The organism is Sulfitobacter sp. SK025, from assembly GCF_003352105.1.
GTDB classification, from domain to species: domain Bacteria; phylum Pseudomonadota; class Alphaproteobacteria; order Rhodobacterales; family Rhodobacteraceae; genus Sulfitobacter; species Sulfitobacter pontiacus.
Window position 1 is genome coordinate 251,272 of record NZ_CP025809.1, and the last position, 15,993, is coordinate 267,264.

Consider the following 15,993-nt stretch of genomic DNA (forward strand, 5'->3'; position numbering starts at 1 on the left):
AACGCGATAGCCCAGTTCAACACATATGTGCGAAAAGGGGGTCATCCGAATTGATAGCACCTCCTGACTTGGGGCAATGTGCAGTACCAGAGAGGATCAGGACATGGTCAGCGATTTCACCCGCCGTCTGACGCGGTTCATCACCGCGCGGCATCGGCTGGACACGCCAAATGCCGAGCAGGCCGCGCTTTGCGTGGAAGATACGGTGGCTGTTATCTACGGCGGCTGGCACGCGCCGGTGGTCCGCCGGCTGGCGGCACTTGACGGGGACGAGGCCGCAACACCGGTGGGTTCCGTCGGAAAGCGCGGCGTCGAACGGGTCGCGTTCCTCAACGCCGTCGCCGGTCATGCGCTGGATTTCGACGATGTCCACACCCTCAGCGTCACCCACCCCAGTGTAGTGCTGGTGCCCGCGCTGCTGGCCATGGCAGAGGCTCGACCGGAGACGACCGCCCGCGTCGCCCCCGCCCTTGCGGTGGGAACAGCCGTCAATGTCGCACTGGGACAGGTTCTGGGCTTTGGTCACTACGCCAAGGGTTGGCACGCCACATCGACGATCGGGGCTGTGGCTGCTGCGGCGGCGGTCGCGCATCAGCTTGCCCTTGACGAAGCGGCAACCGGCAACGCGCTGGCGCTGGCCGCATCGCAGGCCGGTGGATTGCAGATCAATTTCGGCGCGATGGCCAAGCCGATTCAGGCTGGCAATACCGCCCTCGTCGGGGTGCGGGCCGCCCGCATGGCCGAGGCCGGAATCACCGGTGCGCCCGATATTTTCGCGCCGCGCGGATTCTTCGATCTTTATGCCGGTCCGGACGGGCTTGCTGCCGACCCTGCCAAGGTGGAGCCAAGAATTGATCTCGGCAGCGTGTCACGCAAGCTTTATCCCTGCTGCTATTTCACCCACAGGATGATCGCCGCAGGGCGGCACCTTTACGCCCAACGCGGAGGAAACGCGGTGCCCGATGGCTCTGTGATCGAAATGACAGTGCCAAAGGGCGTGATGCTGCCCTTGCATATCGTTGATCCCAACGACGGAACAGAAGCCAAGTTCTGCGCCGCCTATACCTTGTCGGCGGCCCTGCATCAGGGCCGGGTCGGGCTTGCGGATTTCGAGGACGACAGCCCTCACCGCCCCGAGATCCGCCGTCTCATGAGCATGGTAATCATCGAAACCGAACCGGACGCGGGACCGGATCGCGTCGGGGTGGACCACGGGGCGGTCCATGTCCGCCTGCGCAGGGGGAACGAAACTCTTGCCGAAACCTCGGTCGCGGCGCATCCCGGTTCGCCCGCAGACCCGGCAAATCCCGCCGAGATCGGCGAGAAGATCGCCGATTGTCTTGAGAAATACCGCAAGGACGGTGGCACGCCACCCGCCACGGGGGCGTTTCGTAAGGAACTGCGCACACGTCTTCATTTGCCGCCGCTGCGCGATCCGGCGACCCCCGATGGCAAATCGGACCGGTCCCGGAACAGAACACCGGGACAGGGCGCGGCTGCCGCCAACCAAGCACCTATTGAAAGGACCACCTGATGGAATCAATGATCCATGACATGGCCGAGCGGCTTTTCCGCGACCATGTCAGCCACGGCCTGCGCGCGGATGCCGCTGCAGGGCAATGCCCCGAGACGCTCTGGACTCGGATCGAAGAGGCCGGGCTGCACATGGCCCTGGTGCCCGAAAAGGCTGGCGGTTTTGGCGTGCCCGCCGCCGAGGCGCTTGGGCTGGTGCGCATTGCCGGTGCGCACGGCTTGCCGTTGCCTCTGGCCGAAACACTGATTGCAAATGCGGTACTGGCGGGCGCGGGTCTGGCGCTGCCGCGCGGCAGGCTGACCATCGCCGAGGGCGTGGCCCTGCGGCTGGAACGGCGCGGCGGTGCACTCCATACGAGCGGGCACATGGCGATGGTGCCTTTTGCCCGCTGGGCGGACCGGATCGTGACCATCGCCGCGCTGGACGGCGTCGATCATGTTCTGTCCCTGCCGGTCAAGGATCTGACAGTCACGCCGGCGCAGGATCTCGCGGGGATGCCGCGCGACGATGTTGCGGTCGACCTTGCGCTAACGGACGCCGATGCCGCTCCCGCGCACCGATCGATGGGCGGGATGCGCGGGCTTGGTGCGCTTGTCCGCAGTCTGGCCACGGCCGGCGCGCTGGAGACTATCCTGCGGATGAGCGTCGAATACGCCAACGACCGGGTTCAATTCGGGCGGCCGATCGGCAAGTTTCAGTCGATACAACAGTACCTTGCGACATTGGCCGGAGAAACCGCCGCAGCGCGTGCGGCCGCCGAAATGGCGGCCGGCAGCTATGACACCGCCGCCTTCGCGCTGACCGTTGCCGCCGCCAAAAGCCGCTCCGGAGAAGCTGCGCAGACGGTCGGTGCGCTGGCCCACCAGATTCACGGGGCCATCGGCTATACTGAGGAACATGCGCTGCACCATTTCACCAAACGGATCTGGAGCTGGCAAGACGAGTTCGGCACCGAATTGGACTGGAACAGGGAATTGGGGCGTGCCGCCCTGTCGAGCCCCCACGACACTTTCTGGCACTTCATCACCGACAGCACTGCACAAGGCGTTCTGACATGACACTCACCGCATTCCCCCCGCCCCCGTCCGGCGCCGATCACAACGACCTGCGCCAGGAGGTCCGCGCGTTCCTGGCTGAGGAACTGTCCGATTTCCCGCCCGAGAAGCGTGCGAAATCATGGAACGGGTTCAGCCGGGACTTCTCCCGCAAGCTGGCGCAACGCGGCTGGGTCGGTATGACCTTTCCCGAGGAATACGGCGGCCACGCGCGCAGCGCGCTGGAACGCTATGTCGTGTCCGAAGAACTGCTGGCCGCCGGCGCGCCGGTAATCGCGCACTGGATCGCCGACCGCCAAAGTGGCCCTCTGATTCTGGCCAAGGGAACCGAAGAGCAAAAACGCGCGATCGTGCCGCGCATCGCTGCGGGCGAGCTGTGTTTCTGCATCGGGATGAGCGAACCCGATTCCGGCTCAGACCTCGCGGCGACGCGCACCGTCGCCACCGAAGTCGAGGGCGGTTTCCGCGTCAACGGCACCAAGGTCTGGACGACCTACGCCCATGTCGCCGATTACATGATCCTGTTTTGCCGCACCGGCAAGAGCGACGACCGCCACGGCGGGATGAGCCAGCTTCTGGTCGACCTCAAGGCCACGAAGAATATCCAGATCAGCCCGATCATCGACATGGCCGGAGAGCATCATTTCAATCAGGTGATTTTCGATGACACGTTCCTGCCATCCGACGCGCTTCTGGGCGAAAAGGGCGAGGGCTGGTCACAAGTCATGAGCGAACTGGCTTTCGAACGCAGCGGACCGGAACGGTTCCTGTCGTCCTTTGCCCTGATCGAGGAACTGATCCGATTGCTGCGGCAAGACGCCACAGAGGCCCAACAGGCCGAGATCGGCCGCCTGTCCGCGCATCTGATGGTGCTGCGGCAAATGTCGCGCTCGGTCGCCGGGATGCTGAACGAGGGCAAGAACCCCGCGCTTCAGGCCGCCATCGTCAAGGATCTCGGCGCGCTCTTCGAACAGGATATCCCGCGTCTGGCCCGAAGCCTGATTTCACGTCCGGCCGTGCCCGGAGGACGCGACAGCTATGCGGCGGTGCTGGCCTATACCGAACTTGCGGTGCCGTCGTTCTCGCTCCGGGGGGGCACCCGCGAGATCCTGCGCGGCATCATCGCACGCGGGTTGGGTCTGCGGTAACGAAAGGTCGACCGGACTGATCGGCGCGCACCTAATTCAGGGCAGTTCCGGTCTGGTCCGGACGATAGCCTAGCGCAAGAGAGAGCTGTTCGGCGCTCGCTTTGGCCGCTGTCACGCACAGTTTCCGGTTCCTGGCGGCGCGTTCCAGCGGCGCGCCGATCACCAAAGCCCCTGCGAGGTTTCCATCGGCACGAAACACGGGAACTCCGAAGCCCGCTGCATCGACATGCGCCGTACCGACCGTTCTGGCGTAACCGGTTTCACGAATTTCCGAAACCATGTGCCGCAATGCGTTTTCGTCGGTGATCGAATTGCCGGTAAGCGGCGTCAGTTCCGTCCGTTCGAAGTAGGCATCAAGCTCCTCTGGGGTGTCATAGGCCAGCATGACAAGACCCGATGCCGAACAGAACAAAGGCCGGTCGACTCCCGTCTGGGCCACGTACCGCACGGGCTGCGGGCTTTCGATGACCGACGAATAGACCACACGATCGCCATCGCGAACAGCGTAGAGGACCGTCTCGCCGGTCTGTTTGACGAGGTCGTTCATTACCCCGCGCAGGACCGACCCGAACGGGTGGTTGGCCAGGATGGACTGGGCGAACTGAAAAATCCGTGGCCCGAGGAAATACGCGTCGTTCTCGCGCATCAGGTAACTCATTTCAGTGAGAGGGCGTAGCAGCACCAGCAAACTGCTCTTGGGGCAATCCAGCGCGCTGCTGAGTTCGGACAGGGACATGCGCCGGTTGCTTTGCGCGAGCAGATCGAAAAGCGACAGAATGCGGTTCAGCGACCGTGGCCCTTCCGATGTGCGTCCGGCAGATCCAATTCTGTCAGATTGCGCGGTTTTCATGGTCGACGCCTCCAGTTTCGCGATGCGACAAGGTATTGGCAAAACCAACGCGGCAGTCCACCCATATTCGGCCGGGATCGGACCTGCGCAGCGTACCAAAAAAGGTCTAGTCCTCTCCCGGTTCCTTGTCCGCCGTGCGTGCCTTGATCATCCGCAGGGGCGTGTAGTCCAGCACCTGCTCCCCGGTTTGTTTGAAAACCCTGTTCCGGGTCCGAACCAGGCCGCGGTTCGGCCGGCTCTTCGAGCGGCGCGACTCGATGACCTCGACCTCGCAATGGATCGTGTCCCCCGCGAAGGTCGGCCCCAGAACCTTCAGCTCCATTTCCAGAAAGGCAAAGCCCGTGTGTTGCATCGTGGACTGGGTCAGCAGACCCTCCATGAAGGTATAGACAAGCGCGCCGGGGGCGGCGAAGCCGTCGATATTGGATTCCTTTTCGCGAAAGTCGCTGTTGATGAACAACACTTCGAGCATGCCGGTGACACTGACGAAATTCGTGATGTCTGTTTCGGTCACAGTACGGCCGATGGTCCGAAATTCGCGCCCCACCGGCAAATCTTCATAACAAAATCCAAGGCCCACAGTTTCCATGCCGCTCTTTCTCCTGTCGAGTCCCATCTGGTGCGAAGCTACGGCCACGCCAGTCCCGCGACCTGAACATTCCCCGCTTTCCGCAGGTTAAGGTGCAACAGCGAGACTAATCAATCGAAGCGGCCACTTTTGTGGGGCGCACTCGAATCAAGCACATCCGTGATGAATTCGGTTTGGCGGTCCGTTTCGCCGTTCTCGATGCGACATTGCACATATGTGGTTTTGCACGACCACCGGGCGTTAGTGTTTGGTCAGGCCCGATAGCCAACCTACCGTCGGCCAACACCCACTCGATCTTCACAACTGCAAGGAGGTACTCCGGCATGAATTTCGGATTTTCCGAGGAGCAGGATACCATACGCGAAACACTGGCCCGGATGCTGGGCGATCACGCCACCCTGAAGAGCGCGCACAACCGGCTCGACGGCGCCGACGGGTTCGATACGGCCACCTGGTCCGCACTGGCCGATGGCGGCTGGCTTGGCCTCGCCATATCGGAAGCGGAGGGTGGCGCAGGGATGGGCGCGGTGGAACTGGCGATCCTTGCCGAGGAAATCGGTCGCAGTCTGGCCGCAGTACCTTACCTGCCGGCCCTGTGTATGGCGGTTCCGGCCCTTCAATCCGCCGGAACGCAAGACCAGCGCACATCGCTTCTGCCCGGCATAGCCAAAGGCCGCACGATCATAGCCACGGCGCTTGCCGAGGGCGGCGGGCTCGCACCCGATACCGTATCGGCAAAAGTGGTGCAGGATCGTCTTTCGGGACAGAAAGCGCCGGTCACGTTCGGTGCCGAGGCGACCCACGCTCTTGTCGCTGCGACCGATGAGGAAGGCACCCCGCGTCTTTATCTTGCGGATCTTTCCGCCTCGGGCGTGACAATCGGTGCGCTCGACCCGATCGACCGTACACGCTCGGCGGCCAGAATCGACTTCGACAACGCGCCGGTCGAGCTGCTGCCCGGCTCGGACCCTGCGGCGATCCGGCGGCTGCTGGACGGCGCCGCAGTGCTGGCCGCCTTCGAACAGATCGGCCTAGCGGAGCGCGCCCTTGTCCTGACCACGGCCTATGCCGGCGAGCGGCACGCGTTCGGGCGTCCGATTGGCGGGTTTCAGGCGGTCAAGCACCGGCTCGCGGACATGTTCGCCAAGATTGAACTGGCGCGGTCCAATGCCTTTTTCGGTGCCTGGGCGCTGGCAAGCGGCGACAGCCGACTGCCCGAAGCGGCCGCCGTCGCGCGCCTCACTGCGCTCGATGCCGTGCAATTCACCACCGAGGAATCGATCCAGCTGCACGGCGGTATCGGGTTCACATGGGCCGCCGACCCGCATTTGTTCTTGCGGCGTGGTTGGCAGCTGAAGGCAGAACTCGGCCCGGCGGACATGTGGCGCGAGCGGCTCCTCGGGCATCTCGCGACACCTCTACGGGCCGTAAGCTGACAGGGAAATCAGACACATGGATTTTAGCGACAGCCCCGAAGAAGCGACCTTTCGCTCAGACGCGCGGAGCTGGCTGGATGCCAACGCAACCCTGCGGGACGGCAGCGAGAAAGCTCAGGATCACTTCATGGCCCGCGACGCCGAAGAGGTCGCCCGGGCGCGCGACTGGCAGGCCCGCAAAGCCGAAGCGGGCTGGGCCGGACTGACCTGGCCGCGCGCCTTCGGCGGACGCGACGCGACGCCGATCGAACAGGTGATCTGGAATCAGGAAGAAGGACGCTATGCCGTACCGCCCAACGCCTTCCTGATCGGCATCGGTCTGGTCGGGCCAACGGTCATGATCCACGGCACCGAGGCCCAGAAAGCCGCGGTCCTCCCGCGCGCCCTGACCGGTGAGGATATCTGGTGCCAGCTGTTTTCCGAACCCGCTGCCGGATCTGATCTGGCAGGCATACGCACCCGTGCGCGGCGCGACGGGGACGACTGGGTGATCTCCGGCCAGAAAGTCTGGACCTCGGGCGCGCATTATTCCAGCCACGGGATCCTTTTGGCACGCACCGACCCGCAGGTGCCCAAGCACAAGGGGTTGACCATGTTCCTTGTGGACATGTCAGATCCGGCCATCGAAACCCGTCCGATCCGCCAGATTTCGGGCGGTGCCAGCTTCAACGAGGTGTTCATCGACGACCTGCGCGTACCGGACAGCGCCCGCCTGGGCGGCGAATCCGAAGGCTGGAAGGTGGCGTTGACGACGCTGATGAACGAACGGTTCAGCATCTCGGTCGGGCGTGCCAGCGGCGGGGCCCGCGCGGAGGAATTGATAGCCCTTGCCACCCGTGTCGAACGCAACGGACGCCCGGCCATCGAAGACGGCGAGGTGCGCTCACGTATTGCCGATTTCGTCGCGCGGCAGCGCGGACTGGAATTCACCTCTTACCGGGTCATGACGTCGCTTTCGCGCGGTGAGGCTCCGGGTGAGGAAAGTTCGATCGGAAAGCTGCTGCTGGGCAAGCTGCGGCAGGAGATGGGCGCCTTTGGGATGGAACTGGCCGGGACGGCGGCGGGCATTTCGGTCAAAGCCGGAGACGATGCGGCGCGGTGGCGCAACGAATATCTGACCGCCCCCGGTAACCGCATCGCCGGCGGCTCGGACGAGATCCAGCGCACGATCATCGGCGAACGCATTCTCGGGCTGCCGCCCGACATTCGCCTGGATAAGAGCGCGCCATTCTCGGAGCTTTAAGCTTACCGCCCGGTCGTGCCGGAATAAACCAACAAGGAGGAGATCAACATGAACTTCAGATGGACAAGTATCGCTGCTGCCGGGTGTCTGGCGATGGCCGCGCCGGTCGGCGCGCAGGACATCGAGCTGCCCGACGTCATCGCCTGGTCGGCCTATGACACGGGATCGGCGGGCCACGCGCATTCGATTGCCATCGGTAACATGATGCGCAGCCGGTTCGGCACGACGATTCGGGTGCTTCCGGGGCGCAACGACGTCTCGCGGATGACGCCTCTCAAGAATGGCACGGTGGATTACTGCCTGTGCGGGATCGCGTCCTACTTCGCCGGCGAAGGGGTGTTCCTGTTCGCCGCACCGGAATGGGGTCCACAGCCGATCCGCGCTGTGCTTCAGGCCGTGGGCGACTACGGTCTGGGTGTGGCCGTCGCGGCCGATGCCGGTATCGAGACGGTTGCCGATCTCAAGGGCAAACGGGTTGGCCGCGCCGCCAGTTCACCCGCGATTGATGTCAATATGGAGGGACTGCTGGCCTTTGCGGACCTGACATGGGACGATGTGGATGCAGTCGAGTTTTCGGGCTACGTGAATTCTCTCAAGGGCATTCTGGAGGATCGCGTGGACGCCGCCTTTGCGCTGACGACAACCACCGTGAACTATCAGATCGAATCCAGCCCCCGGGGCCTCAAGTGGCTTGAAACACCGGCGGACGATGCCGAAGCCTGGGCCCGTTATACCGGGGTCACGCCCTTCGTAACGCCGCACACGGTGTCTGTGGGACCAGCAATCGACCCCGCCTCGCCTTTGCCCATGGCGCTGTACCCCTACCCGATCCTTGTCACCGAAGCCGATCAGAGCGCCACCGAGGTGCGAAACATCGTTGCCGCCCTCGATGCGGGATTTGACGAATACAAGGACGCCGCCCCCGGCGCGAATGCCTACGGGGTAGATCGCCAGATCCTGTCCTGGGTGATGCCGTGGAGCGATGGCAGCGTTGCCTATTTCAAGGAAAAGGGCCTCTGGACGGCTGAAGCTCAGGAAAATCAGGACGTGATGGTCGATCGGCAGAAGGTTCTGATGGACGCCTGGGAAGGCTTCGTCGACGGCGCCCCGGATGATGAACAAGAGTTCACCGCTGCCTGGATGAAGGTGCGCGCCGAAGCGCTGGAAGCCGGCGGTCACGAGGTCTTTTTCCGCTGAAACGGCGCGGCGCTTTTCTGGCGCCGCGTATCATCGGATTGGCTGGAACAACATAGGGAAATCGGGCATGCCACGGGAAATACAGGACGAAGCGGCACAGCCGGTGGGCATTGGCACCCTGCCCCCCTCCCTTCGCGGGTTGCTTGCCGCGTCGGCGATTCTGTTGTCGATGGCGTCAATCAACCATCTCTTCAATCTCGGGTTCTTCATGAACATCCGCCTGCTCGAGATTCATTACCTCTACGTGATGCTGCTGCTGACGTTACCCCTCGTTTACCTGATCTTTCCGTGCAGCAAGACAAACCCGCATGGGTCAACGCGGTGGTGGGATTACTTCCTGGCCTTTCTGGCGTTGATCACCTGCGCGTTCTTTGCCTATTACGGGCGCAGCGTGGTCAACAAGGGATGGGATTTTGCAGCCCCCACCCATGCCGTGATTGCCAGCTTCGCCTTCTGGTTCCTGCTGCTGGTGGCGGCGCGGCGCACCGGCGGATGGATGCTCTTCGGCATCATCTTGATGTTTTCCGTCTATCCGATGATCGCCGATTATGCGCCGGGGCCAATTCAGGGGTTCCAGCGCCCGCCGGTTGAAACGGCGATCTTCCACGCCATGAGCGGCGAAAGCGTTCTGGGCATCCCGATGCGCAGTTTCGTCAATCTTGTCGTCGGCTTCATGATTTTCGGGGTCGCGATGCAGCACACCGGCGCGGGGCCGTTCTTTATCGACATCGCCTTTTCCGCGCTCGGACATGTCCGGGGCGGACCTGCCAAGGTCGGCGTTCTGACCAGCGGGCTTACCGGCTCGATGAGCGGCAGCGTCATTACCAATGTGCTCACCACCGGCTCGATTACCATTCCGGCGATGAAAAAGGTGGGCTTCAGGCCCAGCTATGCCGCCGGGATCGAGGCGGCGGCGTCGACCGGGGCAGTGCTGATGCCACCGATCATGGGGGCCACGGCGTTTGTCATGGCGAGCTTTCTGCTGACCGACTACACAAACATCGTGGTTGCGGCGGTGCTGCCCTCGCTGCTTTATTTCTTTGCCCTGTTCGCCCAGATCGACGCTTATTCGGCGCGCAACGGGCTGAAAGGCGTGCCGCGTGCCGAACTCCCCAAGTTCGGCAAGGTGCTGCGTGAAGGCTGGTACTTCCTCGCCGTCTTCGGGCTTCTCATCTGGATGCTGCTCTATCTCAAGCGCGAAGCGATCGCCCCGTTCTATGCGACCGCGCTGCTGATCGGTCTGAACCAACTGCTGTCGAAATCGCGCTGGGGGCGGCAGGAACTGATGAACTTCCTGGTGGCGACGGGGCGGCTGTTTGTCGAACTGGTGGCGATCCTCGCGGCGGTCGGGCTGATTGTCGGCGGGCTGGCGGTGACCGGCATGTCCGGCACGATTTCGAACGACTTGCTATTCATCGCCGGGGGGAACACCTTCCTGCTGCTGCTTCTGGGGGCTTTGACCAGCTTCATCCTCGGGATGGGCATGACGGTGACAGCGGCGTATGTCATCCTTGCCGTGTCTCTGGCCCCGGCCCTGATCGCCGGCGGGCTTGATCCAATCGGCGTGCATCTGTTCATCCTCTACTGGAGCATGCTGAGCTACATTACCCCGCCCGTGGCGCTGGCGGCTTTCGCCGCAGCGGCGATTGCACAGGCCCGGCCCTTCGCTGCTGCCTACGAGGCGATGAAGCTGGGCACCATCATCTATATCGTGCCCTTCTTCTTTGTGCTCGATCCCGCGTACACCTTGCAGGCGGGGTTGGTTGACAGTGCCTTGACGGTCCTGCGCGCGGGTATCGGTGTCCTGCTGATCTGCGCTGGATTGCAGGGGTATCTCTTGGGTGTCGGCCGTATCGAACCCGGGCCCACGGGCGCGGTCGCACGGATTCTGCTCGGGATTGCCGGGTTGGCCTTCGCCTTGCCCTCGACCCCGATGTTGGCCGTTCCGATCCCCGGCGCGGTTGGGGCCGGTGTCGCTATCACGGTGCTTGGGGCGGTCATTGTGGCGTTTTCGCGCGATCGAAAGGCCGCCTGAGATGAGTGCACAGGATGGCAAACCCGAGGTGCCCGCCCCGTTCAACGCCTTGCTGGGCGTCCGCTTCGTTTCCTGGTCCGAGGGCAGGGCGGAATTGCAATTGAAGATCACCTGCGACCACCTGAACGGCGCTTTCGCTGTGCACGGCGGGGTCTACGCAACCATGCTGGACAACGCGGTCACGTTTTGCGCAGCATTTGCGGGCAAAGGCCGCCCCGGTCATCGCTGCCTGACGCTCTCGCTCACGACGAGCTTCGTCGGCGCGGCGGTCGAGGGCGACGTGCTGACGGCACGCGCGCGCAATGCCGGTGGCGGGCGCAAACTGGTGTTCGTGCAGGGGGAGATCGTCAATCAGAACGGACAACGTCTGGCCCACGGCGATGCGGTGATCAAGCGGGTCGCGCCATCGTCCAGCGAACCCGGACGAAGCGGGGCAACTGAACCGTGACCAGCAAACGAAATGAGGAGAGAGAAATGATCAATCCGATGTCATTGGAAAATCAGGTAATTATAGTCACCGGTGCCGGGCAGGGTATTGGCCGCGGCGTGGCGCAACTGGCGGCCCAGCTGGGTGCCAGGGTCATCGTGAACGATCTGAACGAAGACGGGGTCAAGGAAACTGCTGAACAGATCGGCGGCAATGCCCGCGCCCTTGTCGGGAACGTGGCTGACCCGGACTTTCCCGAGAAACTGGTGAAATTCGCGCTAGACGAATTCGGGGATATCAATGGGCTGGTGAACAACGCCGGCATCGTGCGCGCCGCGATGATCCACAAGATGGACCGTGCCACCTGGCAGCAGGTCATCGACGTCAATCTCACCGGCGTCTTCGCCTGTTTGCAGGCTGTAGGCACCTATTACAGGTACCAGGCCCAGAAAGACCCGGACAGCGCGGCGCGGCGTGCCATCGTCAATATTTCCTCCGATGCCGGCCGCCGCGGCACGATCGGCCAGATCAACTATGGTGCCGCCAAATCCGGCGTGCTCGGCCTCACGATGAGCGCCGCGCGGGAATGGGGCCGTTACAGGATCAACGTCAACTCGGTCTGTTTCGGAATGGTCGAAACGCCGATGACCGAAACGATCCGCTCGGACAAGTTCGCCGACAAGTACATGGCGCAGATCCCGATGGGGCGTATGAGCACCCCCGAAGAAGTAGCGCAACCGGTCTGTTTCCTGTTGTCAAACGCGGCATCCTACATCACCGGCCAGCACCTGAGCGTGAATGGCGGCTATCACATTGGATTCTGAGATGACTGATATGAAAAACAGCCCGGGGCCGGACGCCGTCTTTGCCGCCAAGCTGGCCGAGGGCGTCTTCGAGATCCAGAAATGCGGTGCCTGCGGTGCGCATGTCTTTCACCCGCGCGTGATCTGCCCGACATGTGGCAGCGCAGACCTTGGATGGGTGGCACCCACGGGGCGGGGAACGATCTATGCGCGGACGGTTGTGCGTCGAAAGCCGGAAAGGGGCGGCGACTACAACGTGGTGCTTGTGGACCTTGAAGAAGGCGTGCGCATGATGTCGCGCGTGGACGGCATCGCGCATGACGAAATCGCCGCCGGACTGAAGGTCAGCGCGTCGATTGGCGAAGGGGCGGACGGCGGACCTGCAGTGGTGTTCCGGCCCGAAAGAGGTGCATCATGAGTTTGCGGGGAAAAGCCGCCATCGTCGGAGCGGCGCTGGCCGGCTGTGGCGAGGCTCATGGCAAGAGCGCGATGGAAATCACTGTCGAGGCCGTACATGGCGCGCTGGCCGATGCCGGGGTGTCGCTTGGCGACGTCGACGCCATTGCCACCTGCCAGCCATTGGACACGCTGTCGGGGCTTACGCTGGCCCAGGAACTGGGGCTGAACCCCAAGTTCACCATGAACAACCGCATGGGCGGATCGTCGTTCCTGTCGCACACGCTCTGGGCCGCAATGCTGCTGGAGCTGCGGCTCGCCGACACCGTGCTGATCTGCTACGGATCGAACCAGCGCACTGCCTCGGGCAAGTTGATGACCGCGCTCGATCTGCCAACCTATGAAGCGCCCTATCAGCCGATGTTCCCGCTGTCGTCCTACGCGCTGGCCGCAGACCGTCACATGACGCAGTTCGGCACCACGCGCGAACAGCTGGCCGATGTGGCGGTAGCTGCCCGCGCTTGGGCGCAAAAGAACCCCGAGGCGTTCATACGCGATCCCCTGACGCGCGAGGATGTCATTGCCTCGCGGCTGGTCTCGGATCCGCTGCGGGTGCGCGACTGTTGCCTTGTCACCGACGGCGGCGGCGCGCTGGTGATGCGGCGGGCCGAGACGGCCAAAGATCACCCTAGGCCCCCGGTCTATCTGCTGGGGGGCGGCGAAGGTACGACGCACCGCGACATTTCCGAGATGCCGGACCTGACCGTGACCGGCGCGGCCCAATCCGGTGCGACGGCGATGAAAATGGCCGGCGTCAAGCCCGCCGACATTGACGTTGTGCAGCTTTACGACGCCTTTACGATCAACGTGATCCTGTTCCTTGAGGATCTGGGCTTTTGCAAGAAAGGCGAAGGTGGTGCCTTTGTTGAAAACGGCGGCATCGCGCCCGGCGGCCATCTGCCGGTCAACACCAACGGCGGCGGGCTGTCCTGTGTGCATCCTGGCATGTACGGCATCTTCACGCTGGTCGAAGCGGTGCGCCAGCTGCGCGGCGACGCCGGAGACCGCCAGATCGACGGGGCCGAGTTGGCAATGGCGCACGGCAACGGCGGTGTCCTGTCCAGCCAGGTCACGAATATTCTGGGCACCGAGTCGACGCTCTGATCAACGGATCGACCCAATATAAAGGCGGCACCATCAGAGCCTGCCATTTCTCGATCAGCGCCTCCGGATTCTCGGTTTCGCAATATATCCTTGGTTGGGCCATGGCCAGATTCTTGGCGAATGGTTCACGTTCATCGAGCGACAAGGTCTTTCAGAACTTTGGGTTGGGTGCAAAGATCGAACAGGGCTATTGGTGTGCAGCTAAACGCACTGCATGTGTTCAACTTTGATGTTGGTACCTCAGCAAACCGTAGGGTCCGCGGTGATCCTGCTGAGGATTCTCGCGTGTTCGATCCTGGCCGCAGCAAAACTCGTCAGGAACGCACGCTTCAACTCGTCGCTGTCGCAAGTGGTGATGATCCGGGCCGAGACGTTCTGATCGTGGGCAATCGGCGTGGTGCTCCGACCGTATCCCGGTATCCTTACTTCCGCGTCTGGGCAATCAACGGCCGAGAAGATGTGAGCCATGCGATGCATAGTGGTGGTCCTGTCGTGTTTCACGACATCCGCAACCGCCCTTTTGACGGGAATCCATCGACACTGGGGCTGACAGCTGATCACGGCAACGAGGGTCGTCGTGCGGGCGTGCTGGCGGCTGTTGCAGATCCGCGCGGGTTCGACGGCCCAGTGGTACCGATGCCATTCCGGGTACCAGTTATCTCAGCAGAATGAACGGCAATTATCTCAAACCGTCGGTACGTCCGAATGTCCGGCGCGACGCATGAGGTGACCAGCGGGGGATCGGCGCGGCACACGCGGCGGCGATGACAGCTGCGTAGTTGACCAGTCTCGGCAGGGAACTCCTCGGCGCGAAGATGACGCTCCGCGCCTGACGCATGAAGGAGACAGTGGTTGTCCTGTCCCCCTTTCGGGGTGCGGTCGACCGAACTCGGATGCAGTTGAAGCAACCTCAGTTGTCTTTCTGATTGACGATCAGATCCGCATTCTCCGGCAACTCCGAGATGACGCTCACAGCGTCGGCTCGAATCCTTGAATGCAGTTTGAAGGCTTCGGCGGCGGCTGTCTCGGCAGTGGATACGTCTGCACCATCTTCCAGGACAAGTGAGATCTTGACCATGTCGCGGTCGTTATCTCGGGTGACGACGGCCTGGGCGGCACTGGCGCCGGGCGTGGCGATGACAACTTCCTCTATGACCCGCGGATAGACGAATATCTCGCGCACTTTCACTGCCGCCCCAACCCGGCCTTGCAACGCTGAAATGCGTTTGACGCTGCCATCCTTGTTGCTTTCCAACGCAAACGCACTGTCGCCAGTGCCGAACCGGATCATCGGCCAGGTGGCGTCGCGTGCGGTCACAACGACCTCACCTGGTTCACCGTGGTCCACCTGCGCGCCGCTGACGGGATCGCAGATCTGCACCACACGGTCTGGGTGGACCACATAGCCTTCGCCGCCATCTTCATAGCCGACGAGGCCCAGATCGGCAGTGGCATAAGCGGCCCAGGTCGACACGCCATACTCGGCCTCGATCCGGCGGCGCTTGGCCATCCAGTCGCCCATCTCACCACCGAGAAAGGCGGTTTTCACTTTCCACGCGTCGCGGCCATAGGTTTCGATTACCTTGTCCGCCAGCGTGAGAAAAAACGCTGTCGAAGCGCAAATCGAGGTGACGCCCGTTTCCACGATGATCTGTGCCTGAAGCTCGGTATTGCCCACGCCGCCGGGAATGACGGTGGCACCTGCGGCCTGTGCCGCTTCGTCGAACAGCAGGCCAGCCGGTACAAGGTGGTACATCCAGGTGTTCAGGATGATGTCCCCTGCGCCTACTTCTGCCGCCTTGAAAAGCAGATCAAGGCCATGTCCACCGCCACCCGCGAGCGCTGGTTCGAAGATAGGGCCGGGTGAGACGTATATCCGCGCGACATCCTTCAGATCAGAAGCGAGGAAACCGCCGAAGGGCGGGTTTTCACGCTGAATCTTCAAGAGGTCTTCTTTCTTCATCACCGGCAGACCCGACAAGTCCGCCAGCGACCTGACGGCTGCCGGATCGAATCCGGCAGCCGCAAATCGTGATTTCAGTCCCGGGGCCTTTTCGGCCGCGGCGCTATAGGCCTGAGCTATGTCCCGGTAGATGTCTTCAGACATGTCCATGCC

General features: G+C 62.8%; 15 protein-coding genes. 12 read left to right on the forward strand and 3 right to left on the reverse strand.

Annotated features, from left to right (window positions below; genetic code table 11):
* Window positions 1-76: 76 nt before the first annotated feature.
* From C1J04_RS16105 to C1J04_RS16115, 3 genes are read left to right on the forward strand one after another with little or no spacing between them, the layout of a single operon-like run.
* Window positions 77-1,534 carry an MmgE/PrpD family protein gene (locus C1J04_RS16105; protein WP_243251831.1) on the forward strand — a complete coding sequence of 486 codons (1,458 nt, stop codon included), beginning with the start codon at window positions 77-79 and terminating at the stop codon, window positions 1,532-1,534.
* Window positions 1,534-2,592, forward strand: a complete 1,059-nt coding sequence (locus C1J04_RS16110; RefSeq protein ID WP_114865575.1) for an acyl-CoA dehydrogenase family protein — start codon at window positions 1,534-1,536, stop codon at window positions 2,590-2,592. The genes C1J04_RS16105 and C1J04_RS16110 overlap by 1 nt, the downstream gene beginning before the upstream one ends.
* Window positions 2,589-3,737: an acyl-CoA dehydrogenase family protein gene (locus tag C1J04_RS16115; protein ID WP_114865576.1), complete on the forward strand. Its 1,149-nt coding sequence runs from the start codon at window positions 2,589-2,591 to the stop codon at window positions 3,735-3,737. The genes C1J04_RS16110 and C1J04_RS16115 overlap by 4 nt, the downstream gene beginning before the upstream one ends.
* A 31-nt stretch (window positions 3,738-3,768) precedes the next feature.
* Here C1J04_RS16115 and C1J04_RS16120 read toward each other — a convergent pair whose 3' ends face one another.
* Together C1J04_RS16120 and C1J04_RS16125 are read right to left on the reverse strand one after the other, a co-directional pair.
* Complete coding sequence (locus C1J04_RS16120; RefSeq protein WP_114865577.1) at window positions 3,769-4,587, reverse strand: IclR family transcriptional regulator; 819 nt, start codon at window positions 4,585-4,587, stop codon at window positions 3,769-3,771.
* 106 nt (window positions 4,588-4,693) lie between these two features.
* On the reverse strand, window positions 4,694-5,176 hold the full coding sequence (locus C1J04_RS16125) for a MaoC family dehydratase (protein WP_037929914.1): 483 nt from the start codon (window positions 5,174-5,176) through the stop codon (window positions 4,694-4,696).
* A gap of 323 nt (window positions 5,177-5,499) precedes the next feature.
* Here C1J04_RS16125 and C1J04_RS16130 point away from each other — a divergent pair, with 323 nt between their 5' ends.
* From C1J04_RS16130 to C1J04_RS19360, 9 genes are all read left to right on the forward strand, one after another.
* Window positions 5,500-6,612, forward strand: coding sequence for an acyl-CoA dehydrogenase family protein (locus C1J04_RS16130; protein ID WP_114865578.1), 1,113 nt, complete (start codon window positions 5,500-5,502; stop codon window positions 6,610-6,612).
* 16 nt (window positions 6,613-6,628) lie between these two features.
* Complete coding sequence (locus C1J04_RS16135) at window positions 6,629-7,855, forward strand: acyl-CoA dehydrogenase family protein (RefSeq protein WP_114865579.1); 1,227 nt, start codon at window positions 6,629-6,631, stop codon at window positions 7,853-7,855.
* 48 nt (window positions 7,856-7,903) lie between these two features.
* On the forward strand, window positions 7,904-9,052 hold the full coding sequence (locus tag C1J04_RS16140; protein ID WP_114865580.1) for a TAXI family TRAP transporter solute-binding subunit: 1,149 nt from the start codon (window positions 7,904-7,906) through the stop codon (window positions 9,050-9,052).
* Window positions 9,053-9,119: 67 nt separating this feature from the next.
* Window positions 9,120-11,087 carry a TRAP transporter permease gene (locus C1J04_RS16145; RefSeq protein ID WP_114865581.1) on the forward strand — a complete coding sequence of 656 codons (1,968 nt, stop codon included), beginning with the start codon at window positions 9,120-9,122 and terminating at the stop codon, window positions 11,085-11,087.
* A gap of 1 nt (window position 11,088) precedes the next feature.
* Window positions 11,089-11,535: a PaaI family thioesterase gene (locus C1J04_RS16150; protein ID WP_114865582.1), complete on the forward strand. Its 447-nt coding sequence runs from the start codon at window positions 11,089-11,091 to the stop codon at window positions 11,533-11,535.
* Window positions 11,536-11,561: 26 nt separating this feature from the next.
* Window positions 11,562-12,338 (forward strand): SDR family NAD(P)-dependent oxidoreductase, encoded by a 777-nt coding sequence (locus tag C1J04_RS16155; RefSeq protein WP_114865583.1) that lies wholly within the window; start codon window positions 11,562-11,564, stop codon window positions 12,336-12,338.
* 1 nt (window position 12,339) lies between these two features.
* The gene (locus C1J04_RS16160) at window positions 12,340-12,735 is read left to right on the forward strand and encodes a Zn-ribbon domain-containing OB-fold protein (RefSeq protein ID WP_114865584.1); all 396 of its coding nucleotides are present in this window, start codon (window positions 12,340-12,342) and stop codon (window positions 12,733-12,735) included.
* The gene (locus tag C1J04_RS16165) at window positions 12,732-13,877 is read left to right on the forward strand and encodes a thiolase (RefSeq protein ID WP_114865585.1); all 1,146 of its coding nucleotides are present in this window, start codon (window positions 12,732-12,734) and stop codon (window positions 13,875-13,877) included. Before C1J04_RS16160 ends, C1J04_RS16165 begins: the two co-directional genes overlap by 4 nt.
* A 285-nt stretch (window positions 13,878-14,162) precedes the next feature.
* On the forward strand, window positions 14,163-14,549 hold the full coding sequence (locus tag C1J04_RS19360) for a hypothetical protein (RefSeq protein WP_132998120.1): 387 nt from the start codon (window positions 14,163-14,165) through the stop codon (window positions 14,547-14,549).
* A gap of 238 nt (window positions 14,550-14,787) precedes the next feature.
* Here the strand turns inward: C1J04_RS19360 and C1J04_RS16175 are convergent, their stop codons facing one another.
* A complete protein-coding gene (locus tag C1J04_RS16175) occupies window positions 14,788-15,984 on the reverse strand; it encodes a phenylacetate--CoA ligase family protein (protein ID WP_243251833.1) in 1,197 nt (398 codons plus the stop codon).
* Window positions 15,985-15,993: the final 9 nt, after the last annotated feature.